Annotated in this window: 25 protein-coding genes and 1 other RNA gene; 22 read left to right on the top strand and 4 right to left on the bottom strand. The window is 43.6% G+C overall.

Annotated features, from left to right (window positions below):
* Positions 1-3 precede the first annotated feature (3 nt).
* From rpsI to C8D97_RS14345, 6 genes are all read left to right on the top strand, one after another.
* Entirely contained in the window at positions 4-393 is a 390-nt protein-coding gene (rpsI, locus tag C8D97_RS14370; protein ID WP_109764485.1) for a 30S ribosomal protein S9, read from the top strand.
* A gap of 341 nt (positions 394-734) precedes the next feature.
* Entirely contained in the window at positions 735-1,322 is a 588-nt protein-coding gene (gene petA, locus C8D97_RS14365; protein ID WP_109764484.1) for a ubiquinol-cytochrome c reductase iron-sulfur subunit, read from the top strand.
* An 8-nt stretch (positions 1,323-1,330) separates the two neighbouring features.
* A complete protein-coding gene (locus C8D97_RS14360) occupies positions 1,331-2,545 on the top strand; it encodes a cytochrome b (protein ID WP_109764509.1) in 1,215 nt (404 codons plus the stop codon).
* The gene (locus C8D97_RS14355; RefSeq protein ID WP_109764483.1) at positions 2,545-3,249 is read left to right on the top strand and encodes a cytochrome c1; all 705 of its coding nucleotides are present in this window, start codon (positions 2,545-2,547) and stop codon (positions 3,247-3,249) included. Before C8D97_RS14360 ends, C8D97_RS14355 begins: the two co-directional genes overlap by 1 nt.
* A 75-nt stretch (positions 3,250-3,324) precedes the next feature.
* A complete protein-coding gene (gene sspA, locus C8D97_RS14350) occupies positions 3,325-3,954 on the top strand; it encodes a stringent starvation protein SspA (RefSeq protein WP_109764482.1) in 630 nt (209 codons plus the stop codon).
* A gap of 11 nt (positions 3,955-3,965) precedes the next feature.
* Positions 3,966-4,493: a ClpXP protease specificity-enhancing factor gene (locus tag C8D97_RS14345; RefSeq protein WP_109764481.1), complete on the top strand. Its 528-nt coding sequence runs from the start codon at positions 3,966-3,968 to the stop codon at positions 4,491-4,493.
* Between the two features lie 131 nt (positions 4,494-4,624).
* On the opposite strand, the gene C8D97_RS14340 is transcribed toward C8D97_RS14345, so the two are convergent.
* The 4 genes from C8D97_RS14340 to C8D97_RS14325 are packed head-to-tail and all read right to left on the bottom strand — an operon-like array spanning position 4,625 to position 7,994.
* Positions 4,625-5,203: a BON domain-containing protein gene (locus C8D97_RS14340; RefSeq protein WP_109764480.1), complete on the bottom strand. Its 579-nt coding sequence runs from the start codon at positions 5,201-5,203 to the stop codon at positions 4,625-4,627.
* Positions 5,203-5,790 carry an SIS domain-containing protein gene (locus tag C8D97_RS14335; protein ID WP_109764479.1) on the bottom strand — a complete coding sequence of 196 codons (588 nt, stop codon included), beginning with the start codon at positions 5,788-5,790 and terminating at the stop codon, positions 5,203-5,205. Before C8D97_RS14335 ends, C8D97_RS14340 begins: the two co-directional genes overlap by 1 nt.
* Before the next feature lie 10 nt (positions 5,791-5,800).
* Entirely contained in the window at positions 5,801-6,214 is a 414-nt protein-coding gene (locus tag C8D97_RS14330; protein ID WP_245411461.1) for a YraN family protein, read from the bottom strand.
* A complete protein-coding gene (locus C8D97_RS14325; protein ID WP_109764478.1) occupies positions 6,168-7,994 on the bottom strand; it encodes a penicillin-binding protein activator in 1,827 nt (608 codons plus the stop codon). Before C8D97_RS14325 ends, C8D97_RS14330 begins: the two co-directional genes overlap by 47 nt.
* Before the next feature lie 71 nt (positions 7,995-8,065).
* On the opposite strand from C8D97_RS14325, the gene rsmI reads away from it, so the two are divergent.
* The 16 genes from rsmI (at position 8,066) to ftsA (ending at position 25,314) form a co-directional block, all read left to right on the top strand.
* Positions 8,066-8,908 (top strand): 16S rRNA (cytidine(1402)-2'-O)-methyltransferase, encoded by an 843-nt coding sequence (gene rsmI, locus C8D97_RS14320; RefSeq protein WP_109764477.1) that lies wholly within the window; start codon positions 8,066-8,068, stop codon positions 8,906-8,908.
* Positions 8,909-8,959: 51 nt separating this feature from the next.
* Positions 8,960-9,319, top strand: an RNA gene (gene rnpB, locus C8D97_RS14315) — RNase P RNA component class A.
* Positions 9,320-9,649: 330 nt separating this feature from the next.
* On the top strand, positions 9,650-10,114 hold the full coding sequence (mraZ, locus tag C8D97_RS14310) for a division/cell wall cluster transcriptional repressor MraZ (RefSeq protein WP_109764476.1): 465 nt from the start codon (positions 9,650-9,652) through the stop codon (positions 10,112-10,114).
* The gene (gene rsmH, locus C8D97_RS14305) at positions 10,114-11,049 is read left to right on the top strand and encodes a 16S rRNA (cytosine(1402)-N(4))-methyltransferase RsmH (RefSeq protein WP_210204957.1); all 936 of its coding nucleotides are present in this window, start codon (positions 10,114-10,116) and stop codon (positions 11,047-11,049) included. The genes mraZ and rsmH overlap by 1 nt, the downstream gene beginning before the upstream one ends.
* Positions 11,046-11,381 (top strand): cell division protein FtsL, encoded by a 336-nt coding sequence (ftsL, locus tag C8D97_RS14300; RefSeq protein WP_109764474.1) that lies wholly within the window; start codon positions 11,046-11,048, stop codon positions 11,379-11,381. The genes rsmH and ftsL overlap by 4 nt, the downstream gene beginning before the upstream one ends.
* Before the next feature lie 22 nt (positions 11,382-11,403).
* Entirely contained in the window at positions 11,404-13,140 is a 1,737-nt protein-coding gene (locus C8D97_RS14295) for a peptidoglycan D,D-transpeptidase FtsI family protein (protein ID WP_109764473.1), read from the top strand.
* Positions 13,133-14,656, top strand: coding sequence for a UDP-N-acetylmuramoyl-L-alanyl-D-glutamate--2,6-diaminopimelate ligase (locus tag C8D97_RS14290; RefSeq protein WP_170115264.1), 1,524 nt, complete (start codon positions 13,133-13,135; stop codon positions 14,654-14,656). The genes C8D97_RS14295 and C8D97_RS14290 overlap by 8 nt, the downstream gene beginning before the upstream one ends.
* Complete coding sequence (locus tag C8D97_RS14285) at positions 14,649-16,070, top strand: UDP-N-acetylmuramoyl-tripeptide--D-alanyl-D-alanine ligase (RefSeq protein ID WP_109764471.1); 1,422 nt, start codon at positions 14,649-14,651, stop codon at positions 16,068-16,070. Before C8D97_RS14290 ends, C8D97_RS14285 begins: the two co-directional genes overlap by 8 nt.
* Positions 16,070-17,152: a phospho-N-acetylmuramoyl-pentapeptide-transferase gene (gene mraY, locus C8D97_RS14280; protein WP_109764470.1), complete on the top strand. Its 1,083-nt coding sequence runs from the start codon at positions 16,070-16,072 to the stop codon at positions 17,150-17,152. Before C8D97_RS14285 ends, mraY begins: the two co-directional genes overlap by 1 nt.
* A 32-nt stretch (positions 17,153-17,184) precedes the next feature.
* The gene (gene murD, locus C8D97_RS14275) at positions 17,185-18,522 is read left to right on the top strand and encodes a UDP-N-acetylmuramoyl-L-alanine--D-glutamate ligase (protein WP_109764469.1); all 1,338 of its coding nucleotides are present in this window, start codon (positions 17,185-17,187) and stop codon (positions 18,520-18,522) included.
* Entirely contained in the window at positions 18,519-19,685 is a 1,167-nt protein-coding gene (gene ftsW / locus C8D97_RS14270) for a putative lipid II flippase FtsW (protein ID WP_109764468.1), read from the top strand. Before murD ends, ftsW begins: the two co-directional genes overlap by 4 nt.
* A complete protein-coding gene (gene murG, locus C8D97_RS14265; protein ID WP_109764467.1) occupies positions 19,682-20,806 on the top strand; it encodes an undecaprenyldiphospho-muramoylpentapeptide beta-N-acetylglucosaminyltransferase in 1,125 nt (374 codons plus the stop codon). The genes ftsW and murG overlap by 4 nt, the downstream gene beginning before the upstream one ends.
* Positions 20,803-22,242 carry a UDP-N-acetylmuramate--L-alanine ligase gene (gene murC / locus C8D97_RS14260; protein ID WP_109764466.1) on the top strand — a complete coding sequence of 480 codons (1,440 nt, stop codon included), beginning with the start codon at positions 20,803-20,805 and terminating at the stop codon, positions 22,240-22,242. The genes murG and murC overlap by 4 nt, the downstream gene beginning before the upstream one ends.
* Before the next feature lies 1 nt (position 22,243).
* Positions 22,244-23,182, top strand: a complete 939-nt coding sequence (locus C8D97_RS14255) for a D-alanine--D-alanine ligase (protein ID WP_109764465.1) — start codon at positions 22,244-22,246, stop codon at positions 23,180-23,182.
* Entirely contained in the window at positions 23,179-24,051 is an 873-nt protein-coding gene (locus C8D97_RS14250) for a cell division protein FtsQ/DivIB (RefSeq protein WP_109764464.1), read from the top strand. The genes C8D97_RS14255 and C8D97_RS14250 overlap by 4 nt, the downstream gene beginning before the upstream one ends.
* A gap of 30 nt (positions 24,052-24,081) precedes the next feature.
* On the top strand, positions 24,082-25,314 hold the full coding sequence (ftsA, locus tag C8D97_RS14245; protein ID WP_109764463.1) for a cell division protein FtsA: 1,233 nt from the start codon (positions 24,082-24,084) through the stop codon (positions 25,312-25,314).
* Positions 25,315-25,421 lie beyond the last annotated feature (107 nt).

Below are 25,421 nucleotides of genomic sequence, written 5' to 3'. Positions count from 1 at the left end.
AAGATGGCAGAACAGTATTACGGTACCGGTCGTCGTAAAAGCTCAACCGCTCGCGTATTTTTACGCTCTGGTTCGGGCGCGATCACTATTAACGGTCGCCCAGTTGACGAGTATTTCGGTCGTGAAACCTCATGCATGGTAGTTCGTCAACCATTAGAGCTTACCGAAACTCTAGAGCAGTTTGATATCAATGTAACCGTTAGCGGTGGTGGAACCACTGGCCAAGCGGGTGCGATTCGTCATGGTATCACTCGTGCGTTAATGGATTACAACGAAGAGTTACGCGGTGATCTTCGTAAAGCTGGCTTTGTTACTCGTGATGCGCGTGCCGTTGAACGTAAGAAAGTTGGTCTTCACAAAGCTCGTAAGCGTCCTCAGTTCTCTAAGCGTTAATTTTTTCTTAACGTCTGGCTTTGCAAAAAAGCGCTGGATCATAAAATCCGGCGCTTTTTATTTGTTTGTTGTCCTTCACAACTCATTCCGCAATTCAAATGGCCCATTCTTTCACTTCAGTTACCCCGGCTGAGATTTTTTGCGTCTAAAATAAAATCTAATATAAATCAATAGATTAGAAAGCAAAAATGCTATTTCCCTTGTAAAATCTAGGCTTTTTCTATATGATTTCGCCGTTTGAAATGTTCCTTTGGGGTTATTGCTAAAACGGTTTCATGGCATTTCAAGAACATTATCCTAATTCATTAATTTAGAAGAAGTCCGATGGGGAGACAATCCGCATGAGTAAAGACGGTGTCGATAACGGCCGCCGCCGGTTTCTACTGTGGTCAACATCTGCAGTAGGCGCAGCAGGCGCGGTTGGTATAGCAGTACCTTTCGTTAAATCATGGCTTCCAAGTGCCCGTGCCCAGGCGGCAGGTGCTCCGGTTGAAGTTGACGTAAGTAAATTAAAAGAAGGCCAGTCGATTAAGACAGCATGGCGCGGTAAGCCCATTTTTGTGGTTAAGCGTTCGCCTAACAGTGTAAATGAACTGGAAGGGATGGCTGATAAGCTTAAAGATCCCAAGTCTGAAAAGCCGGATACGCTTCAACCTGGCTACATTGGCACTTTGACTCGTTCGATTAAAGATGACATCTTGGTTGTTGTTGGTATTTGTACCCACCTGGGCTGTGTGCCTCAGCATAAGAAAGAACTTTCAGCCGGTGAGAACGGCGGCTTTTTCTGCCCATGTCATGGTTCTAAATTTGATTTGGCTGGCCGGGTTTACTCGGGCGTTCCAGCGTCAAATAACCTCGAAATTCCTCCTTACAGCTACATAAACGATAACACCATTATGATTGGTGTCGATCAAGAAGGAGCGGCGTAATGACCAAAATGCAGCAATTCATGGGATGGGTTGATGCCCGTTTTCCAGCGACCAAAGTCTGGAATGAACATCTTGCGGAATACTATGCGCCCAGAAACTTTAATTTCTGGTACTTCTTTGGCTCATTAGCACTGTTGGTGCTGGTGAATCAGTTATTAACCGGTATCTGGCTGACCATGCATTATAATCCGTCTGCGGAAAATGCATTCGCCTCCGTTGAATACATCATGCGTGATGTACCTTACGGTTGGTTATTAAGGTATATGCACTCGACCGGCGCTTCAGCGTTCTTTCTGGTGGTTTACCTGCACATGTTCCGAGGCATGATGTACGGCTCTTATCGTAAACCAAGAGAACTGGTGTGGTTGTTCGGTATGGTAATTTTTGTGTTACTGATGGCCGAAGCCTTTATGGGATATTTGTTACCTTGGGGTAATATGTCTTACTGGGGTGCTCAGGTTATTATTAACTTATTTTCTGCGGTACCGGTTTACGGTGAAGAGCTGGTGACCTGGATTCGTGGTGATTACCTGATTTCTGGTGCAACACTCAATCGATTCTTTGCTCTGCACGTTGTTGCCTTGCCAATCGCTCTGTTACTGATGGTGTTTTTGCACATTGTGGCATTACACGCCGTTGGATCAAATAATCCAGATGGTGTTGAGATTAAGAAGCTGAAAGACGACAAAGGCATTCCCCTCGATGGTATTCCTTTCCACCCTTACTACACGGTTAAAGATATTGTCGGAGTGGCTGGCTTTTTATTCCTGTTCTGTCTGTTTATCTTCTTCTTCCCGGAAGGCGGCGGTTATTTTCTTGAGCCACCTAACTTTACCCCGGCTGATAACTTGAAGACTCCTGAGCATATTGCGCCAGTGTGGTACTTTACGCCGTTCTATTCTGTACTGCGCGCAGTACCTGATAAAGCGTTAGGTGTACTGGCGATGGGTGCATCGATTGTTGTGTTATTCCTGTTGCCATGGCTCGATCGCAGTCCGGTTAAATCCATTCGCTACAAAGGTTGGATTTATAAATTGGGTCTGACGCTGTTTGTTGTGTTCTTTATTATTCTTGGCTATCTGGGAATGAAAGCACCAACACCAGGACGTACTTTGATGGCTCAGATTGGCACCTTTTATTATTTCTTCTTCTTCTTAGGATTTTTACCGTTTTATCATTTATTCGATAAAATCAAACCTGTACCAGAGAGGGTGACGCACTAATGAAAAGAATAATTGCACTCGCACTAAGTAGTTTTTCTTTTGCGATTATGGCGGCTGGCGGTGGCGACTATACGCCAAAAGATCCAGCCAATATTCGCATGACGGATAATGTCTCTCTGCAAAACGGTGCCAAGCTATACATGAACTATTGTATGGGCTGTCATGGACTTCAATACCAGCGTTTTAAGCGTATGGGTGAAGACCTTAACATTCCAGAAGACGTTCTAAAGCAAAACTTTATTTTTGATGAATCAAAAATAGGCGATCTAATGACGTCCGCGATGCCAGAAAAGTACGCGGAAAACTGGTTTGGTGCTGCGCCACCAGACTTAACATTGGTTGCCCGTTTTCGTGGTGTTGACTGGCTGTACAATTACTTGCGTGCTTTCTACACCGATCCATCTCGGCCTTACGGTGTCAACAACACGGTTTTTCCTGATGTTGGTATGCCGCACGTGCTGGAGCCTCTTCAGGGTAAGCAAGTGTTAAATGAAGACGGCGAGTTATCGATTGTTTCGGAAGGCACTATGTCACCTGAGCAATACGATGAATCCGTACGCGATTTGGTAAACTTCCTAAGTTATGTGGGTGAGCCAGTTAAACTAAAACGACAGTCCATGGGTGTTTATGTACTGTTGTTTATTCTTGTGTTTTTTGCTCTGGCATACCTGCTGAAGAAAGAATATTGGAAAGATATTCATTAATCTGAACGCGCTGCACGATGCCATTGGTATGGTGCAGCGTTTTCCGATTAACTTTTATATTGGAGATAGACTCTTATGGCAGTTGTAGCCAAACGTTCACTAATGACCATGTATTCTGGCGCCGATGACATTTACAGTCATCAGGTTCGTATTGTTCTCGCCGAAAAAGGCGTTAACTTTGAAACCATCGAAGTTACCGATGAGCATAAGCCAGAAGATTTGATGGATTTAAATCCTTACAACACTGTTCCAACGTTAGTGGATCGTGAACTTGTTTTATTCGAAGCCCGCATCATTATGGAATATCTGGATGAACGTTTTCCACATCCACCTTTGATGCCTGTTTACCCCGTTGCACGGGCACGCTCTCGACTGATGATGCATCGTGTTGAAAAAGACTGGTATAGCCTGGTTAATGTAATTCAGCGTGGTAAAGATAAAGAGCTTGATCGTGCTCGTAAAGAATTAAAAGAGAGCTTAATTACTTTGGCACCTGTTTTTCAGGAGACACCTTATTTCTTAAGCGAAGAATTTTCTTTGGTAGACTGCTGTTTGGCGCCGCTATTGTGGCGTTTACAATCCATGGACATTCAATTGTCCGGACGTGGTGCTAAAGAAGTTCAGGGCTATATGGAACGCTTGTTTGAGCGAGATTCATTTCAGGCCAGCTTAACCACCACCGAACGTGAAATTCACGAAGGCTAACAGTATTAATTATGGTTGAGTTCAGTAATAACAAACCCTACTTATTACGAGCATTGTACGAGTGGATTTTGGACAATCAGGGCACGCCACATTTAATTGTGAATGCGGATTACCCTGAGGTTCAAGTGCCACGCGAGCATGTGAGTAACGGTGAAATAGTGTTGAACATTTCACCGGGTGCAGTACAGGGATTGGCACTGGAAAACGAGGAAGTCAGTTTTAACGCCCGTTTTTCCGGAGTGGCGCGTGTAATACGAGTACCTATGGCTTCTATCTTAGCCATTATCGCCCGTGAAAACTCACAAGGCATGGCGTTTCCAAGTGAAGAAAGCGATTTGATTCTGACTGCAGATGAACTGGCAGAAGATGATTTGGCGGCTGAAGAATTAACCGATGAAGAAGCTTTATTGTCGAAAGAGTTGAATCGAATTGCCGAAGATGAGTCAACGCCCGAGCTAGTTTCCAGTAATAAGACAGTAAAGCCTGAAAAGAAAAGTAATCAAAAACCGAAAACATCACATTTAAAAGTGGTTAAGTAAGTTTATGGGAATATCTACTCGGTAATTAAAAAGTATCTAACAAAATTCTGCTTACAAAGACAATCTTTGTCAGGAATGAAAAAGCGCCGCAATTGCGGCGTTTTTTATTGACTTAATGGAATGCAGTTTGATTACGGGGTAATTTGAAACGCCTGAATAACTCGTTTAACACCAGAGACATTGCGTGTGATATCAATGGCTTTATCGGCTTCACGTTGGTTAACCAGTCCGAGTAAAAATACTTCGCCGTCTTCTGTGACAACTTTAACTTTGGTTGAGTCCAGATCATCTTCAGAAAACAACGCGGTTTTTACTTTCGAAGTTAAGCTGATATCACTCAGATAAGTAAGGGAGCTTGCCGGAGCTGCAACGCGTATTTCATTGTAGATCTTATCAATGCCCTGAATTGAGTTGACCAGGCTTTCCGCTTTTTGCTTCAAACTGTTGGTTGGGGTTTGGCCAATTAACAGCAATATTTTGTTAAAGCTGACAATTTCTATTTCGCTGTTTTTCCACAAGTCGCGATTATTGTATAAAGCATCAATCGCCATACGTTCAAGTTTTTCATCGTCGATGACGGTTTCTATGGAACGTCGTTGTTCGGTTGTTTTGAGCTCTGAATCACTGTTATCGCTGGTAAGGTTACAGCCAGTCACTATAAATGAAAATGTTGTGATAAGTATCAGCTGAGTTAAAAGTCGTTGCTGCATTAGCCTTGTTCTCCAAATAAACTGTTATCAATGTAATCGCAAAGTGTGTGCGCAACCAGTAAATGCACTTCCTGTATACGAGGGTAAGAGTTGGCCGGCACACGAATTTCGACATCATTTGATCCGATTAATCCGGCAATACTTCCACCATCGACACCGGTTACCGCGACAATAAGCATATCGCGATTAAGCGCAGCTTCCATCGCTTTTATTGCACTGGGCGCATTGCCATTGGAAGAAAAAACCAATAACACGTCGCCTTCGTTACCCAGTGCTCGAATCTGTTTACTAAACACATCGTGAAAGTCACTGTCGTTAGCAATGGCGGATAAGGTTTGTGAGTCCGACGTGAGTGCAATGGCAGGAAGGCTGGGGCGCTCACGCTCTAACCGGTTTAACATTACCGATGCGAATTGTTGTGCATTACCCGCAGAGCCACCATTACCACAGGTTAAAATTTTTCCACCTTCAATAAGACTTTTAACCATTAAGTCTCCAGCTTTTGCCACAGCATTGGGTAAGGTGTCGGCGGATTCAATTTTAATTTGAATACTCTCGGTAAAAGCATTTTTAATACGATCAATCATAAATACCCTGTTAACTGCTAAAAGCGTTCTTTATCCAGTTGAATTGTTCATTGTCAAAGGTGACGACATCAAATCGGCATGCTGCTTTATTATGCAACTGATGTTGAGTTAAATACAGATTTGCGGTTCGAATTAATTTTGCCTGTTTACTCGGTGTAACACTTTCTAGCGCGCTGCCGAATTTATTTTGTTTTCGATAACGTACTTCAATAAAAACAATGGTTTGTTGTTGCTGCATGATTAAATCTATTTCACCCAGCTTACAGCAAAAGTTTTTTTCTAAACAAGTCAGGCCTTGAGCTTCAAGTTGCTTGAGTGCTTTTTGCTCATAGAAGTCGCCCATCTTTTGCGATGGGCTGTTTAAATTTAACGATTGATTATTGAGTAACTTTTTTGGTTTCAGTATCCGCTGCAATAACTTCATTAACGGCTCCCTTTTCAAAGCGTGCGATTGACAGCGTTCGCTCTATTCGACCTTGTGGAGTAACACTGAGTTTACCGCTTAAACCCTGTCGTTTATGTTGCTTGAAAGCCTGCAATATATTCAGCTCGGGCAGCAGTGTGTAGGCATCGTAGCCCAAAGCAAACAGTCGACCAAATGACGAATTTATATTGGGTAAAACCTCTGAAAGTTGCTGACGAAGTTGTTGCATTTCGGCTGACTCCGACACCAGTATAGGACTGTCAGTAAAGGTTATATCATTAAGATCGTTGTTCAGCTGTCGATTTTGCGAGCCAGAGTTAAGACGTGATACGGAATAAACCGGTAAGTCATGGGCAAAGTAATAATCTAAAAATGGCTTTATACGTCGGGCATCATTTGAAGATGCGGACAGAAAAACCATATCTGCGTCTTGTCGTCTGCGCTGTACATATTCTAGTGGCTTGCCGGTAATTTGCTCCAGAGTACGGCTGCGGGTTTCACTCAAGTCGATATTTAACAGGCGCTTTACTATGAGTTTTATTTCTTGCGGATTGTCGTATCGTTGTACTTCGGCAATTTGACCGCCAAGTTCAGTAAACAGGTGATTAAAGGATTCAACGGTTCGTTCGCCCTGCTCATTTATTGGTGCCAGAACAATTGCTGTTTGATGGTTTTTGGCGATAGCGAGTTTGGCAATCTGTTGCGCTTCGTCTTCTATGGGCAAGCCGAATTGATACAACTCCTTGTGCATAATGGGCGAATTGTCTGCCCGATTAAGGCTTAATTGAGGAACCGCCAAGGATTCCTGAGCCGCAATTTTTTCAACGGCTTCTTTTGTAAGCGGTCCAACAATAAAGTCGGCGCCATCATCAACAGCTTGCTGGTAGGTGGTCAGTGGCGATAAGTTTTGCGCTGTATCGTAGACTTTGATAATGGTTTTGCTGGCTTGATCGGCGTTGTAGTGCGCGGCTAAAAAACCATCACGAATCATGCGTCCGCCTGCGGCCAGCCGACCAGACAGTGGCAATAATAAAGCTATTTGTTGTGGTTTGTAGAGTTTGGCATTGGCCACTTGTTGCAGTTCTTCGGGCATTTGAACATTTGCCGGGTGCAACGGGTAGCGCTGCTTCCATAAATTTAATGCATGAAGCAGTTGTTCCGGCTGGTTGGCATTTTTTCGCGTCAGATAAGCGATGTCGAGCCATCCATTAATGATGGGATCCGAAAAGTCAGTTTGATAGAGCTTTAAAAATTCTTCAGAGATCTGACTCAAAGCATCCCAGATAAATTGATGATTGTCGGTAATCTGTTGCTCGGTCAACAACAAGTCTTCCAGTTCGATGCGGATCTTTGCCGCTTCGTAATAATTGCCATCATTCAGATAAGCTTGGGATAAAGCATTTCGATAGGTTATTTGCCAGTCGATACTGTGTTGTTGTGGCTGAGTAATACGTTTGAAAAATTTTAGCGCGGTATCATTTTGCGATAAATTGAGTAGCGACAGACCGTAATAAAGATAATAGGATTCTTTATCGGTATCGGATAAATACTCAGGGTTTAAAAAGGAGAAAGTTTCTTGCGCTTTTAAGTATTGCGCTTTTTGTGCCAAAATAGTTCCTGCTTTTAACAGGTATTCACTTTTTTTCGGCTGCTCACTGGTTTTAGCAAGCCCAAGAAAGTAATTTGCATTGTTAATGGTTTCTTGCACACTCCGCTGGCCCGATTTTTGGCCGCAAGCGGTGAGTGTTAATATCAGCAGTAAGATAACAATTCTGTGCATAGTTAAAATTCCGGGTTAGCAACGGGTTTTTATGGCAACCATCATAGCAAACTTTATAAGTAGATTCGTTTATGGCTTCACAACTCGGGACATTGTATGTGGTTGCAACACCTATTGGCAATTTGGATGATCTATCAAAACGTGCCATAGACACACTGAAACAGGTTCAGCGTATTTTGGCTGAGGATACTCGTCGTAGCCAACAACTTTTGACGAATTTTAGTATTCGAGGTTCCCTGACATCTTTACACGATCATAATGAGCGACAGCGTGTCGAACAAGTGAAAGCCTGGTTGGCGCAGGGCGATGATCTGGCGCTTATATCCGATGCCGGTACGCCTTTAATCAGTGATCCCGGATATGTGCTGGTAAATCAGTTACGGCAAGATGGTTTTAATGTGGTTCCGATCCCCGGACCATGCGCCATTATTACTGCGCTCAGTGTGGCAGGACTGCCGACCGATCGATTTTGTTTTGAAGGTTTTTTACCTGCCAAACCCAGCGGTCGTCGTAAAGTTCTGCAGGCCATGAGTGAAGAGTCGAGAACCTGGGTGTTTTATGAGTCGTCCCACCGGGTGCTGGAGTGTTTAAAAGATATGAATCAGGTATTAGGCGCTGAGCGCGAACTGGTATTAGCGCGAGAGCTCACCAAACGATTTGAGACCGTTATATCGGGTACTTGTGAAGCAGTGATGGCGGTATTATCGTCCGATTCGAACCAGTGCCGAGGTGAGTTTGTGATTATGGTGAAGGGTTTGCCTGAAGTGACCTCCGCACCGCCGGTGTCTCCGGAGCTATTGTTACAGGAGTTATTGCCCCATGTATCAACCAAAACCGCGTCGCAAATTGCCGCAAAATTAACCGGTTTACCGAAAAAAGAGTTGTATCAGATGGCACTTGGGCTAAAGCCCTGATAGGCGCGCAAAATACCTTGTAATTCAGTCTGTTTATGGGCAGAATCTCGGTTGGCTGGCTGGGCAGTCGCCGCTTACTTCGGTAGGGGGAGGAAAGTCCGGACTTCGCAGGGTAAAGTGCCAGGTAACGCCTGGGGAGCGAAAGCTCACGGCAAGTGCAGCAGAAAATATACCGCCGATGGCGTTTGTGAAAACGGACGAACAGGTAAGGTTGAAATGGTGCGGTAAGAGCGCACCGCGCTTATGGCAACATAAGTGGCATGGTAAACCCCACTTGAAGTAAGACCAAATAGGGATCCTACAGGTGTGACCCGCACTGGATCCGGGTAGGTTGCTTGAGCTTTGTGGCGACGCAAAGCCTAGAAGAATGACTGTCCCAGACAGAATCCGGCTTACAGGCCAGCCAAATTTTTTTCTTCAATCTTGTTATATCTATTAGTCTTGTAATATCAACTCAAATTTTCATTCCAAAAGTATCTAAATAACTCAACTCTTAAGAAACTACTTTAACTTGTATGACTAATTGATTGAATCAATTAAAGTAAATGCGATTTGTTCAGTTTCGTTATGTGATCGACCTCTAACTTATTGTGAAATAAGGAAAAATTTTATGTTTTAACCATGAATTTTTCTTGACTGAGATTTGCCTCCTACCTATAGTGTACAGAAGTGGAGAATAGTGACAAATTGTGGATCTAAATGACTTACTTGGGACGCTAAGTGGTCAAAAGAGGGTGAATCGTGTTTCGAGGCGCAAATTCAATCAATCTAGATGCGAAAGGTCGGATAGCCATTCCGGCCCGCTATCGTGATCGCCTGTCCGATATCTGCAATGGCCGTATGGTCGTCACTAAAAATCCCTATGAACTCGATACCCCCAATCTCCTTTTGTTCCCACTCCACAACTGGGAAGATTTCGAAGAGCAAGTAAGAGCGCTACCCAGCAGCAAAAAAGCCTATCGCCTGTTTAAACGCGTCACCATTGGTTCTGCCAAAGAGGTGGACGTGGATGGTAATGGCCGATTATTGCTGCCAGCCGAGTTACGTGACTTTGCTGGACTCAGTAAGTCTCTGATGCTGGTAGGCCAGGGTGAAACATTCCAGATTTGGGATGAAACACAATGGAAAGCTCAAGAAGCGGACGACCTGTCTGTGCTTGCTGATGAAGAATTTGACTCTGAACAATTACCTGACCTGGCATTTTAATGATGAAAACGCAAAAGCTACATGATTCGGTTCTTTTGCAAGAAGCGGTAGACGCCCTCGATCTAGGCGACGACAGCATTATTATTGATGGCACTTTTGGTCGTGGTGGCCATAGCCGTATTGTGCTTGATCAGCTGTCCAGTAAAGGTCGTCTCATCGGGTTTGATAAAGATCCGCAGGCTGTGGCTTACGCCAAAGAACACTTTGCAGACGATCAACGCTTTGAAATGGTGTACGACAGTTTTGCCAATATCCAGCCAGTGATGGAACAAAAGCTATTAAGCGGAAAAGTCACGGGAGTATTACTGGACTTGGGTGTTTCATCCCCTCAACTTGATCAAGCTGAGCGAGGCTTTAGTTTTATGAAAGATGGGCCTCTGGATATGCGTATGGATCCAGAGAAAGGTCAAAGTGCCGCCCAATGGCTCGCTAAAGCCGAAGAGCGTGATATTAAGTACGTGTTAAAAGTTTACGGCGAAGAAAAATTTGCGACACGCATTGCAAGAAAAATCGTCGAAATCAGAGACGAACAGCCTTTAACTACAACCTTACAACTGGCTCGACTAATCGATGATGCGGTACCGAAAAAAGATCCGGGCAAGCATCCGGCTACCCGAAGTTTTCAAGCCATTCGAATTCATATTAACGAAGAACTGTCGGATTTGGAACAAGGCCTTAAAGGAGCTTTTGAAATACTTGCCAAAGGCGGCAAGTTAGTGGTGATCAGTTTTCATTCGTTAGAAGATCGCATCGTAAAACGTTATTTTAAAAAGTTGGCAAAGGGTGATGACTTTCCCAAAGATTTGCCAGTGCTGGCAAGTGACATTAAACCAGCAGCAAAAATTATTGGAAAGCCAGTGAAACCCGCAGAGCAAGAAGTGGGCACTAATGTGCGATCTCGAAGCGCCATTATGAGAATACTGGAGAAAGTATGACTTTTATAAAATCCATTACCGAAAAACTGGAAACAACCTTACCGGTTATTTTATTACAACGATTAGTGAAGTTTCGGTGGATTTTATTGCTAGCGGTTCTGGTTTGGGCAAACGCCATTACGGTTGCTTACATTACCCATAAAAATAGAAGTCATACGGCATTACTAGAACATTTAAAGCATGAACAATACCAGTTGGAAATGGAGTGGGAAGCGCTACGACTGGAGCAGGGAACTTTGGCTGAACATAACCGAATTGAAAATATGGCCAAACAAAAGTTGGCAATGAAAAACGTTGCTGCAACCGATGAAGTATTGATAGAGCAAGATTAAATTAAAAATAACGGGAACATAAATGGGACAAGCTCGTAAACCAAAAGGCATTCCGCTTTGCACATGGCGTTATATCGTCATGTTAAGCGTTATTGCGCTTGCGTTTACAGCCCTGCTCGGTAGAGCGGCTTATTTACAAATTTATGAAGCCGGAAAGCTAACCTCTGAAGCAAACAAACGCAGTGTCCGGTTACAGGGCATTGATACTCGAAGAGGCGTTATTAGCGATAGAAACGGCATTGAACTGGCGCGTTCGATTCCGGTGCAGTCGGCCTGGATCGATCCCAAAACCATTTTAAAAACACCATCGATAATGCATTCGGTGGCGTGGAAAAAACTGGCTAACGTTCTGGAAATGCCAGAAGGCGAATTAAGTCAGTTTGTTAAACAAAGAAAAAGCAAACGCTTTGTCTGGCTGGAACGTCAACTGCACCCACAACAGGCAGAATTTATCCATCGCCTGAACATTGATGGCGTATTTTTGCAACGTGAACAACGTCGTTATTATCCTACCGCTGAAATCAATTCACACGTTGTTGGTTTTACCGGCATTGATGCCAATGGACTCGAAGGTGTCGAAAAAGCATATAACGATATTTTGCTCGGCGATCCCGGCAAACAGCGCGTAGTGGTTGATCTGCAGCGTAATGTTATTGAAAACCAGGGCATTATCGATGACGCCAAGCAAGGCGAGGATATAACTCTTAGCATGGATTCGCGTATTCAGGCTCTGGCATACCGAGAGTTAAAAGCTGCCGTGTTAAGACACGGTGCGCGTGCGGGCAGTCTGGTGATTATTGATATTGATACCGGTGAAGTTTTAGCGATGGTGAATCAACCTTCCTATAACCCAAATCGAAACGATCAAAGAAAGCCTCAGTTAACACGTAATCGAGCCGTTACCGATATGTTTGAACCTGGTTCAACAGCGAAACCTTTTACCGTTGTCACTGCATTGGAACAAAACATTGTTAAACCCAATACGCTAATTACCACGACTCCCGGAAAATTAAAACTAGGCAATAACTGGGTGAGAGATGGCGTTAATCTGGGTACGGTTACCGTCACAAAAATTTTACAGAAGTCGAGCAATGTGGGAGTCAGCAAACTTGCGTTAGCATTAGAAGATGAACCCTTTTTAGACACTTTTTATAAGCTTGGCTTTGGACTGGACACCGGCAGCGGATTTCCTGGTGAAAGCAGTGGTCGTTTTTCGGTACGACCTAACTGGACAGATTTTGAAAAGGCCACCATGGCTTATGGGTATGGTTTTCAGGTGACGCCGTTGCAGCTTGCACAGGCCTATGCCGTTATTGGAAGTGGCGGTGTTAAACGTCCGGTTTCTTTTTTAAAAGTTGATCAGCCTTTGGCCGAAGAACGGGTGTTCAGTGATAACACCTCATCAAAAGTCTTGGCCATGATGGAAACCGTTGTTAATGAAGGCGGAACGGCAACCGGCGCTGCGCTTGAATCTTATCGAACGGCAGGAAAAACAGGCACTGCCCGTAAAGCGGTTAAAGGTGGCTACGGCGATGAGTATCTGGCATTTTTTGCCGGAATATCGCCAGTAAGCGACCCTAAAATTGCCATGGTTGTGATGTTAGATGAGCCAGAAGGCGATGTGTATTATGGCGGCGATGTGGCGGCACCTATTTATTCCAATGTTGCAGAGCAAGCGTTGAGATTACTGAATATTAAACCGGATAAGACCATCGATGTGGCAAAAAAATCTTCTCGTAAGGAAGGTGCCCATGGATAGAGTCTTTAATTTTAATGCGTTTGAAGAGCACTGGCCTGCGGCTGAGCTTGTTGCCGGTGAAAAAGAGCTTAACTTTAACCATCTTAAAATAGACAGTCGGGCGTTGAAACCCGGTGATGGTTTTGTTGCCTGTGTCGGACATAAACTTGATGGTCGACAATTTATAGACAGTGCCATAGAGCAAGGTGCAAAGCTGATTCTTGCAGAAGCGGCCGGTTTTGATCGGGACAAGGTAAGTCATATTTCTGAGCAGTCGGTGACTTTAGTGTTAGTTGAAGCGTTAAATGAACACTTAAGTGATATTGCGGCATTACTCTATGGCAATCCATCGGAAAATATTTTAACCATTGGGGTAACTGGCACCAATGGTAAGTCAAGTTGTGTGCAAATGCTGGCGCAAGCGTTGCATTTGATTGATGGTTGTTGTTGGACAATGGGCACTTTAGGTTGCGGGCCTTTTGGAGCTCAAATTGAAAATGAGAATACCACCGCCGATCCTATAACGATACAACGAGAGTTAAATAAAGCCGTCTCCTATGGTTGTGCTAACACAGCTATGGAAGTTTCTTCACACGGACTTGTGCAAAACCGGGTAGCGTCGGTTAAGTTTGACTTTGCCGTGTTTACCAATTTGACCCATGAGCATCTTGATTACCATAAAACAATGGACGCTTACGGAGAAGCAAAGCGTCAGCTGTTTTTAGGCGAGTCATTAAAATGGGCCATCATCAATGTCGATGATAAATTTGGCCGTAAACTGAAAAAAGACTCAGGGATCACGGCGAGTAAAATATTTTTGTCATTGAAAGAACCCACCGAAGGTGCCGACTTACGTCAATGGATATGGGTTGAAGATATTCGCTTAACACTAAAAGGTATTCGCGCCAATGTATTTACGCCTTGGGGGCAAGGGAAAATTAAAGTGCCGTTAATTGGTTGCTTTAATTTGAATAATATTTTATCCGTTGTTGCAGTACTGGGTGTCAAGCTACAAAACGCTGATGAAGTCTTTAAGGTAGTCAATCAACTGACTTCTGTTGCCGGTCGAATGCAATTGATTCGAGGAGACGACAAACCACTTATTATTGTTGATTATGCGCACACGCCTGATGCATTAGAACAAGCTTTAATAGCAACTCGCGAGCACTGTAACGGAAAGATTGTAACCGTATTTGGCTGTGGGGGTGATAGAGATTCTGCCAAGCGACCATTGATGGCCCGGGTTGCTGAAAAATATTCAAATGCGGTTATTTTTACCGATGATAATCCGCGAACAGAAACACCGGAAACCATTATAGATGATATGCGAGCGGGCCTTAAGAATCCTGATAAGGTGACTTACGTGTCTGATCGAAAGCAGGCCATTGAGCAAGCGGTTGCATCAGTGTCTCCGCTGGATGTTGTGGTCATTGCCGGTAAAGGGCATGAAGGCTATCAAATTATAGGCACAACTAAGCATAAGTTGAGCGATGTAAATTTAGCAAAAGACGTGTTAACGGGAGGCAGAAATGATTAATGTCTCTCTGGAACTTATCGTTAAGGCTGTTGATGGAAAGTTGATATCGTCAAATGCTACTGAAGATAAAAGTATTCAAGTCTCTAAAGTCAATACAGACACAAGAATCAGTTGTGAACAGTGTTTATTTGTTGCGTTAAAAGGCCCTAATTTTGATGCGCATGAATTTTTACTTGAAGCTGCCAAGCAGGACGCAACCGCTCTAATGGTAGAGTCCGGTGCTTATGAGAAATTATCGGACACTGTCAAACAAGCACTAAAGGATATTCCTTGTATTCTGGTTAACAACACTCGATTGGCGCTAGGGCGTTTAGCCAAGTTAATTCGGGAAGCATCTAACGCAACCTTTGTTGGCTTAACCGGTAGTGTTGGTAAAACCAGCGTAAAAGAAATGTTGGCTGAAATATTCAGGCAGGCAGGCAGTACTTTATCGACCATTGGTAATTTAAATAATGATATAGGTGTGCCGTTAACCTTATTTCGACTTGAATCTCATCATGAATACGCAATCATCGAAATGGGTGCAAACCATGCCGGTGAAATTGGTTATACATCCGGACTGGCAACTCCGGATGTCGCTTTAATTAATAATGTGGCGGCAGCACACCTGGAAGGTTTTGGTGATTTGCAGGGCATTGCTCAGGCAAAGGGTGAAATTTACGATGGCCTGAAAAAAGATGGGATCGCTATCATCAATAATGATGATGCGTTTGCTGCTTACTGGCGAGAAAGAATCAGTCAACCTATAAAAACGTTTGCCATGCATAATAGTGCGGACATTATGGCTGTAAATTTAGAGTTGAAGCAACATCAGGTGTGCTTTGATCTGCAAGTCGGTTCTGCCCGATACGCGGTTACGTTAAATGTACCAGGACAACATAACGTCATGAATGCACTGGCCGCGACAGCTTGTTCAATTGCGGCAGGTTTAGATATTGATTTAATTGTTAAAGGACTGGAATCGTTTGCTGGGGTAAAAGGACGGTTGCAAGTTCATCGCCCCTCGGATCAATTAACCATTATTGATGATACCTATAACGCTAATTACACCTCGTTTACCGCGGGTGTTGATGTGCTGGTTAAACAACCTGGCAAAACCATTGTTGCCTTAGGTGATATGGGTGAGCTGGGAGAAAAAGCGCGTGAGTATCATCAAAAAGCCGGTTTATACGCAAAACAGGCAGGTGTCGAACACTTATTGACCATTGGTGTTTTGAGTCAGTTTGCCCATCAGGCTTTTGCAGAGGGTGCTCATCACTTTACGTCACAACAAGAATTAACCAATTTTATAATCAAAACAATAAAACAAACAAAAACGGCCGTTTTACTGAAGGGTTCTCGAAGTGCGCATATGGAACATGTGGTTGAACCTCTGTTGCAGTGGTCCGTTAACTATTTTGGGGAGACGCACTAATGTTGTTGTGGCTAGCAGAGTATCTTCAGCAATACTATTCTGGGTTTAATGTTTTCAGTTACTTAACACTGCGCGCAATTTTAAGTGTGATCACAGCCTTGGGTATTTCGTTATTTATTGGCCCAATTATGATCCGCAAATTAGCGCATTATCAAATTGGTCAAACAGTTCGTAATGATGGACCGCAGACGCATTTATCAAAATCAGGCACGCCGACCATGGGTGGCGCTTTAATTTTGATTGCTATTGCACTGTCTACATTGCTTTGGGGAGATCTGGATAACCGTCATGTTTGGGTTGTGTTGTTGACCACAATGGCATTTGGTGTGATTGGCTGGGTTGATGATTATCGAAAGTTAATACAAAAAGATCCAACCGGCTTACCTGCACGATGGAAATACTTTTGGCAGTCGGTGGTTGGGTTTGCTGCGGCTTATTATTTATATCAATCCGCTGCTTCGCCTGTCGAAACAACGTTAATCGTTCCTTTCTTTAAAAATATTGCCATAGGCATGGGTATTTTATTTATACCCATGACTTATTTTGTGATTGTTGGAACCAGTAATGCCGTCAACTTGACCGATGGCTTAGACGGTTTAGCAATATTACCAACGGTATTAGTCGCCGGTGCTTTGGGAATTTTTGCTTACCTAACCGGAAATATTAAGTTTTCTGAGTATCTTGCCATTCCTTATGTTATCGGGGTCGGTGAGCTGACTATTTTCTGTGGCGCGCTGGTTGGTGCCGGACTCGGTTTTTTATGGTTTAACACTTATCCTGCGCAAGTCTTTATGGGTGATGTTGGTGCATTAGGTTTGGGGGCGGCTCTTGGTGTTCTTGCCGTCTCAGTACGACAGGAGTTGGTGTTATTTATTATGGGCGGCGTATTTGTGATGGAGACCGTATCCGTCATTTTGCAAGTGGGCTCTTATAAATTAACCGGCAGGCGAATTTTTAATATGGCACCGTTGCATCACCATTATGAATTAAAAGGCTGGCCGGAGCCGCGTGTAATTGTTCGTTTCTGGATCATTTCAGTTGTATTGGTTTTGGTGGGTTTAGCCACCTTAAAAATACGGTAAGTCACATAAGTCGAGGTTATTAAAGAGTTAGTATGACACATCACCACACCAAACAATTTGCCATCGTACTTGGCCTCGGTTTAACCGGGGCTTCGTGCGTACGCTATTGCCTTAAACAAGGCTGGCAGGTGTTGGTGATGGATTCTCGAGAAAATCCTTCACAGCTCGATGCGTTTCAACAGTCTTTTCCTACTGTCGAGATTCGTTGTGGAGAGTTTGACTTAACAAGGTTACTAAAAGCGGATTTGATCATCGCAAGTCCGGGAGTCGACATTAACCTACCTGTATTAAAAAGTGTCACTGCACAGGGTGTCGAGCTGGTGGGTGATGTTGAATTGTTTGCTCAAAACTGTTCTGCAAAAATTATCGCCATTACGGGCTCTAATGGAAAGTCAACGGTTTGTGACTGTCTGGGATGGATAACGGCAGAGCTAGGCATCGATGCCGTTGTTGCCGGTAATATCGGCACGCCGGTATTGGATTTGCTCGAACAACCAACACCGGAATTTTATATTCTTGAATTGTCCAGCTTTCAAATAGAGTCATTAAAAAGTTTAAAAGCCGAAGCGGTTTCTGTATTGAACATCAGTGCGGATCATCTGGATAGACATCAAACGTTGGATAATTACGCTGCTATAAAACGCCGTTTGTATACCATGACTAAATCGGCTGCGGTTAATCTGGACGATAAGCTAACCATTGATGAGTTTTTGCCAGAGCAACAATGCTCCTTTGGAAGCAATGACCGTGCAGCCATTTGGGTCAAAACCGATGATAATGGTTTTACAGTATTTTATAAAAACACTGAGTTATTGCAGGAGCAAGATTGTCTGTTAAAAGGTTCCCATAACGGACTGAATTTTGCTGCCTGCTTGTCATTGCTAACCTTGGTCGGCATTGAAATTACATCAGATATTATAAAAGCCATTCAAACATATTCTGGATTAACTCATCGTTGTCAGCGAGTTGAAACGACCGATGGCATTGAGTGGATTAATGATTCAAAAGCCACCAACGTGGGTGCGACTGTTGCAGCAATTAGTGGCTTTTATAAACCGGATAGTCAACTGTATTTAATTGCCGGTGGTGATGCAAAAGGCGCCGATATTTCTGAACTTGGCAAAACCATTCAGCAGTGCATTCAACATACCTGGGTTTTTGGTAAAGATGCAGCGCTTTTTGAACGCTGTTTACCAAAAAATCTTTGCAGTGTTGTGGATGATTTGAATGCAGCTGTGAGTGATTGCAAAACTGTTGTAAGAAAAGGTGATACGGTTCTGTTCTCACCGGCCTGTGCCAGTCTCGATCTGTACGATAACTATCAGCTACGTGGCGATCATTTTATGCAGTTAGTGAGGGAGGCGAAATGAACCAGCAGAAAAGCCTCGCTCTAAATGTTTATCAAGCGTTTGATAACCGACTTTTGTTTACCGTTTTTGTGTTACTGGCAATCGGTGGCATGATGATTGTGTCCACATCAATTCCTTACGCAGAAAAACAGTTGAATGCTAATCCACTGCATTTTGTAAACCGCCATTTTATTTATCTGGTGGTTGCTCTGGTGGCAGGCTTTATTACGTTAGGTATTCGGGTTGAGTTCTGGCAAAAATACGGTCCCTGGTTGTTAATTGCAGCCATTGTATTACTGGTTGCCGTATTAGTGATTGGCCGTTCGGTTAATGGCAGTAAACGTTGGATTGTGCTGGGACCTATAACGATACAAGTATCCGAGCTGGTTAAGTTATTTGTCATTACCTATATCGCCGGTTATCTGGTACGACGGACCGATGAATTGCAAACTCAAATTCGTGGGTTTTTAAAGCCCTTATTGGTGATTAGCCTTATTACGGTATTGCTGGTTGCTGAACCTGATTTTGGTGCCGCCGCGGTAATTTGTGTAACGACCTTATCCATGATGTTTTTGGCCGGCGCCAAACTATGGCAGTTTATTTTGTTAAGCAGTTGTGCAGGTGTTGGCTTATTCGGTGTTGCCATTAGTCAGACATATCGTTATGAGCGTTTGATGGTATTTCTAGACCCCTGGAAAGAACCTTTTGGCTCCGGTTATCAGTTAACTCAGTCATTGATTGCTTATGGTCGCGGACAATGGTTTGGCGAAGGTTTAGGCAATAGCGTCCAAAAATTATCTTATTTACCGGAAGCGCATACCGATTTTGTGTTTGCTGTGTTTGCAGAAGAGTTTGGTTTTGTTGGTGTGACGGTGGTGATCGCTTTATTTCTGTATTTGTTTTGGCGAGGCATGAATATCGCCAGAGAAGCGCTAAAACAACAACATGCCTACGCGGCCTACTTGTCTTATGGCATAAGTATCTGGCTGATTCTACAAGCCCTGGTCAATATTGGGGTTAGTAGTGGTGCGTTACCCACAAAAGGATTAACGCTGCCATTTATTAGTTATGGTGGTAATAGCCTGGTGGTTTGTTGTGTCGCTATTGCCATATTACTTCGTGTGCATTTTGAAACTCAAATGTCATTAACCTCGTCATCGAAGCAAAAAGGAAAGGCATCATGACGGCGTTAAATAAAAATATTTTAATCATGGCTGGTGGCACCGGTGGGCATATATTTCCTGCGTTATCCGTAGCAAATGAATTGCGTGAACGCGGCTATCAAATTAGTTGGTTAGGCTCAAAAGGTGGTATGGAAGAAGAGTTGGTAAAGCGTGATGATTTTCCAATCTTTTTGCTACCCGTGACCGGCATTCGCGGTAAAGGTTTGCTTGCTTTATTGAAAGCGCCGTTTGTTTTGATGAATTGTGTGATGAAAGCGCTGCGCATCATTAAGCATCAAAAGATTGGTTTAGTTGCCGGGTTTGGCGGATTTGCCAGTGGTCCTGGAGGATTGGCGGCTAAAATTTCCGGCAGACAATTGATTGTGCACGAACAAAATGCCATAGCAGGCATGACCAATAGAATTTTATCTAAAAAAGCATCCGTTGTCTGTGAAGCATTTGCTAATACATTTGAGCGAAATAATGATCGAAATAGTGATCGAAATTCAAATTCGGTTTATACCACGGGCAATCCGATTCGTGCCGAAATAATTAACGCCGCAGAAAAAAAATCTATTGAAAGCATCACTGAAAAATCACCCTTGAATGTGTTGATTATTGGTGGCAGTCGTGGCGCAAAAATATTCAATGATAGTTTGCCAGGTCAACTGACCCCATTGATAAAGGCGAATAAAATTTCAGTTTGGCATCAATCCGGAAAACATAATTCAGAAACGGTAAAGGGCTATTATCCTGCTGCGGGATCGGAACAGATCATCGTTTCCGATTTTATTCATGATATGGCAAAAGCCTATCAATGGGCTGATGTGATTATTTGCAGAGCCGGAGCATTAACCGTCAGTGAAGTTGCGGTTATGGGATTGGCAGCTTTGTTTGTGCCTTACCCTCACGCGGTCGATGATCATCAAACAAAAAATGCTGAGTCATTAGTGAATGCTGGTGGTGCTCTGATGATTCCGCAGGCTGAAATAAATCAGCTAGTGCAATTGTTAGAACCGCTTATTGAAAAACCAAAAAAGATTCAACAAATGGCGTTGGCGGCAAAATCATTTGCCATTACCAATGCCTCGCAACGCATTGCCGATTATTGCGAAACGTTATTAAAGAGTGAAAAAGAATGAAGCAACCGAACCAACATTTTCCAATACCCGAAATGCGACGGATCCGCCAGATCCATTTTGTTGGCATTGGTGGTGTCGGCATGAGTGGCATTGCCGAAGTTCTGTTGAATCAGGGCTATAAAATTTCTGGTTCGGATCAATCGGAATCGCCGGTGACCTCCCGGTTGATTGAAAAAGGGGCGGACATCACCTTTCATCACGCCGCTAACAATGTACTTGGTGCTGATGTGGTTGTGGTGTCAAGCGCGATTAATGAATCTAATCCGGAGGTTAATGCCGCTCGCAATCGAAGGATCCCGGTGGTGCGTCGTGCGGAAATGTTATCCGAGCTAATGCGTTATCGCCATGGTATTGCAATTGCCGGAACTCACGGTAAAACCACCACAACCAGTTTAATTACCACCGTGTGCGCACGGGGTGGTCTTGATCCAACGTTTGTTATTGGTGGTGTGTTAAATAGTGCAGGCAGTAATGCGCAATTAGGCACCAGTCGATATTTTATTGCGGAAGCCGATGAAAGTGACGCCAGCTTTTTGCATTTGCAACCCATGGTAAGTGTGATAACCAATATTGATGAAGATCACATGGATACTTATGGCAGCTTTGATAATTTAAAGCAGGCTTTTATCGACTTTTTACATAACTTACCATTTTATGGTCTGGCGGTTTTATGCATCGACGATCCAATTGTTAAAGAGCTGCTGCCAAAAATTGCACGGCCTTATGTTACCTATGGTTTTGATGAAAAAGCCGATTACCAGGCACTTGAGTTTTCACAAGTGGGTAATGTCAGTCAGTTTCAGGTGAAACGTAAAGGCAGTTCGCGCACTATCGCCATCGATTTGAATTTGCCAGGTCAACACAATGTATTAAATGCTTTAGCGGCCATTGCCGTTGGTATCGAAGAAGGTGTAAAGGAAGATGCAATCAAGCAGGCGTTATTAAACTTTGAAGGCATCGGCCGTCGTTTTCATTCTTTTGGCACCTTTCCTTGTGAGTCAGGCGAAGTGGAAGTGGTGGACGACTATGGACACCACCCAAAGGAAGTGGATGCAACCATCAAAGCAGTTCGGGAAGGCTGGCCAAAACGGCGATTGGTGATGGTGTATCAACCACATCGATATTCACGTACGCGTGACTTATATGAAGATTTCGTTTCTGTTTTGTCGGGAGTCGATGTCCTGCTTATGTTGGATGTTTATTCTGCCGGTGAAAAAGAAATCACGGGCGCCAACAGTAAATCTTTGTGTGGCAGCATTCGTCAGCGCGGAGAAGTTGATCCCATATACGTTGAAAGTTTGGAAAAGCTTGATGAACTGATTGCCGGAGTTGTTAATGACGGTGATCTGGTATTGACCCAGGGCGCTGGTGATGTTGGAAAAATTGCAAAGCACTGGAAAGAAAATCGCCAGTCTATTTTTTTAAAGAGTGAATAAAATGACCGATGCACTTAATCAACAGTTTGGCAAAGTTGTAGTCCTTTTGGGCGGCGACTCAGCAGAGCGTGAAATATCGTTACGTTCTGGTGAAGCTGTTATTAAAGGGCTTAAGAAAATGGGTATAGATGCGCAAGCCTTTGATCCCAAAGAGCAAGATTTATCGCAACTTAAATCAAAAAACATCACTCGTGTATGGAATGCATTGCATGGCCGGGGTGGTGAAGATGGTCGAATTCAGGCCGCTCTTGAATTTATGGGGATCCAGTACACCGGCAGTGGCGTGCTGGGATCTGCCATAGCCATGGATAAATGGCGCAGCAAAATGATTTGGAAAGCGATGGGATTACCTGTAGCGGATCATGTTCTGGTTTCAGAAGAGTTTACTGTGAATGAACAAAGTATTCGCAGCATTATTGCCAAACTTGGTCCTGTGGTGTTTGTTAAACCGTCACATGAAGGTTCAAGTGTTGGCATGAGTAAAGCGTCAAACGTTGGTGAGTTGTGTCGTGCCATAGAAACCGCCCGACAGTACGACAGTGAAGTACTGGTGGAATCATTCATTAATGGCAAAGAATATACCGTTGCCATTTTGAACAACACGGCGTTGCCGAGTATCAGTATGGTCACTCCTCGTGAATTTTATGATTATGAAGCCAAGTATCAGTCGTCAGAAACAGAATACTTTTGTCCCAGTGGTTTATCGGATGAGCAGGAGTCGATATTGGGTGAATTGGCGCTTAACGCTTTTGCCGCTTTAGGCTGTTCTGGCTGGGGCCGGGTTGATTTTATTTTTGATAATAATAACCAGCAATTTAAATTACTTGAGGCGAATACGGTGCCCGGTATGACCGAATCCAGTTTGGTACCTAAAGCAGCATTGCATAAAGGGCTTTCATTTGAAGCTTTAACATTGGAAATTTTAAAAACAAGTTTATGAGTCAGCGTAAACGCCAAATGGCGACCACTAAAAAATCAGATTCAGGCGCCTCGCTTAAGCGTTGGTTGCGTCTGTCTGTTTTTATTGTCGGTTTAGGCGCAGTAACGGTGAGTGTTTTTATGTTTAGCCAGCCTGTATTTAACTGGTTAAAAAGCAAAGCGGTTAACAATCAGGTGGCAGGTAGTGCTGTTAAAAATTCTGAGTTAACGGACTCTGAGTTAACTGATTCAGAGTCATCTAATACTGTTAAAAGTTGGAAAGTGGCGTTTCAAAATGCGCCTGATTTTGTTACGGCTGAATCGTTAGAGCGCTATATAAAAGCCGAAATAGATGATTCGTTTTTTACGTTGGATGTTGCAGAGGTTTCAGAAGTGATACTCACCTACCCCTGGGTTAAGCAGGTGAAAGCACGAAAAGTATGGCCGCATACATTGATGCTGGATGTCGAAGAACATCAGCCCTGGTTAAATTTAAATAATGAAAAATTGATCAGTAAAGAAGGCATCGTGTTTCAAGCCGATAACGTGACACAATTTGAACAGTTGCCTTTGTTAACCGGTAACTATGGAAAAATTTCGGATTTGTTATCCATGTATCATTTTTTCTCGGAACAAATGCCAGAGAACGAGTTTCGAATTACCGAACTATCTGTGAGTCCTCATAATGGATGGACCATGCAACTTGAAAACGGCATAGCGCTGTTTCTCGGAAAAAAAGAATTATCGGATCGATTAGAGCGATTTTTAACCGTCGTTGAGTCAGTTAATCAACAGCAAAAGCAGCGGTTAGCTTATATCGATATGCGGTATCAATCAGGTGTGGCAGTAGGTTGGAAAAATAAAAAGCAAGAGCAGGTAGCTCAACATTAAATTCAGGGTGAAACAAAATAGAGAACGATTATGACTAGAGCACCAGAAAAAAAATTAATTGTTGGACTGGATATTGGAACATCGAAAGTTGTTGCGATTGTCGGTGAAGTTAATGCGAACGATGAAATCGATATTATCGGTATTGGTTCGCATCCTTCGCGCGGACTGAAAAAAGGTGTGGTGGTTAATATCGAGTCGACGGTTCAGTCCATCCAACGGGCTGTCGAAGAAGCTGAGTTAATGGCGGGTTGTCAAATACACTCGGTGTTTACCGGAATCGCCGGTAGCCATATCGCCAGTTTAAATTCTCATGGCATTGTTGCTATTCGTGATCAGGAAGTGAACCCGCAAGATGTTGATCGCGTTATTGATGCGGCCAAAGCCGTTGCAATACCAGCGGATCAAAAAATTCTTCACGTGTTGCCACAAGAATTTGTGATCGATAATCAGGAGGGTATTCGAGAGCCCATTGGCATGTCAGGGGTGAGACTTGAAGCAAAGGTTCATATGGTTACAGGTGCAGTCAGTGCCGCACAAAATATTGTTAAATGTGTTCGCCGGTGTGGCCTGGATACGGACGACATTATTTTGGAGCAGTTAGCGTCCTGTTACTCGGTACTGACCGATGATGAAAAAGAGTTAGGTGTTTGTCTGGTGGATATTGGTGGCGGCACCACGGATATTGCGATTTTTACCGAAGGTGCTATTCGTCACACTGCTGTTATTCCTATCGCTGGCGATCAGGTAACAAACGATATTGCGGTGGCTCTTCGAACGCCTACACAACACGCAGAAGACATCAAAATTAAATACGCCTGTGCGTTACGTCAATTAACGTCACTGGAAGATACCATCGAAGTACCGGGCGTTGGCGAGCGAGCGCCGCGTCGTTTATCTCGCCAAACATTGGCCGAAGTGGTGGAGCCGCGTTACGAAGAATTATTCAATTTAATACAGGCTGAACTTCGCCGCAGCGGGTTTGAAGAAATTATTCCGGCCGGTGTGGTGTTAACCGGAGGCTCTTCGAAAATGGAAGGCTTAATCGAGTTGGCCGAAGAAGTATTCCATATGCCGGTGCGTCTGGGAATGCCGCAATACGTTAAGGGATTGTCGGATGTGGTTCGAAATCCTATTTACGCCACGGGTGTTGGTTTGCTGTTGTACGGACATCAACAAACCAAAGATTATCATTACACACCACAGAAAACCGGCAGCTTTACGTCGGTGTTTGAACGAATGAAAAATTGGTTCAGCGGATTTTAATGGTCGGCTGAAAAACGAGGTTTAACACTGGGTAATAAAACAACGCAGTGTTAGCAACAAATGCAATGTTGAAATTGTAATAAGAAGGGGAAATAACTATGCCTAAC

The organism is Pleionea mediterranea (assembly GCF_003148745.1).
Lineage (GTDB): Bacteria > Pseudomonadota > Gammaproteobacteria > Enterobacterales > Kangiellaceae > Pleionea > Pleionea mediterranea.
Note: the sequence above shows the minus strand (reverse complement) of the source record. Positions and strands in the feature narration are given on the sequence as shown.